The organism is Peribacillus sp. NPDC058002, from assembly GCF_042886655.1.
GTDB lineage: Bacteria > Bacillota > Bacilli > Bacillales > DSM-1321 > Peribacillus > Peribacillus aracenensis.
In genome coordinates this window covers 1-1,029 of the sequence record NZ_JBHVQU010000549.1, presented here as the reverse complement: position 1 = coordinate 1,029, position 1,029 = coordinate 1, and the positions used below count along the sequence as shown (strand labels likewise).

Sequence of the window (1,029 nt, the reverse complement as noted above, 5' to 3'; positions counted from 1 at the left end):
ACTTCGGGGTTATCCTATTACAAGTGAGTGTTTATCCTGGTATAATAACTACTAGGTTAAATTGTTATGAAGGTGGTTTTAGAAATGAATGATAAAACCAGGCTTGAAGCTTTGTCCTCATTTTTGAAATCAAAGCGATCCCAAATAAAGCCTGAATCTATAGGTATACCCGCTGGTACACGGAGAAGAACACCTGGCTTACGAAGAGAAGAAGTTGCCCATTTGGCGGGAGTCAGTACTACTTGGTATACGTGGCTAGAGCAAGGGCGGGATATAAAGGTCTCCACAAGCGTATTGGATTGCATATCTACAGCTCTACAATTAAATAATGATGAACGGGAATATTTATATGATTTAGCTTTAGAAGTGAAATCATCCATTATTCATCGAAAGAAGGATCAGCCAAAACTAAGTCCTTCTTTGGAAAGAATTTTAGCTGAGTTAACCTATTGTCCTACTATCATTACAGATCGACATTGTCATATTGTAGGCTGGAACAATGCTGCTTCTCATGTATTTTTAGATTTTGAACAACTTCCGGACGACCAACGAAATTTGATCCATCTAATATTTACAAGAAAAGAATTAAAAGCATTAGCTGTGAATTGGGAGCATTTTGTTAAAGGGTTTCTTGCCATTTTTCGTGCCTATTATGGTCACTACTTAGGGGATGAATGGTATAGCCAATTTATTAATGAAATGAGTGATTCCCACCCGGAATTTCAATCTTTATGGCAAGAAAGTCAAGTGAGCAAAGCTCCAGAAATGATGATTGAATTTAGACATGCTAAAGCCGGAAAGATGCTGTTTAATTTAACTTCTCTCCAAGTCCAGGGGGACATGGACTTAAGGTGCAGTATCTATACACCAGTAGAGGGAACAGCTACAGAAGATAAATTAAAACGATTGATGAAGAAAATCTCCATTGAAAGTTCATGACCAGTATATTCACTGTCTTTTATAGATAGATTATCATGGTCAAACCTTACCCAAACTAATCAACATTCCCGATCTTATCCGAAGTAAAGC

General features: G+C 37.3%; 1 protein-coding gene. It reads left to right on the top strand.

All coding sequences use genetic code 11. The features are described from left to right. Window positions 1-84 precede the first annotated feature (84 nt). Window positions 85-939 (top strand): helix-turn-helix transcriptional regulator, encoded by an 855-nt coding sequence (locus ACFVSH_RS27025; RefSeq protein WP_387708930.1) that lies wholly within the window; start codon window positions 85-87, stop codon window positions 937-939. The last annotated feature ends 90 nt before the right edge of the window (window positions 940-1,029 follow it).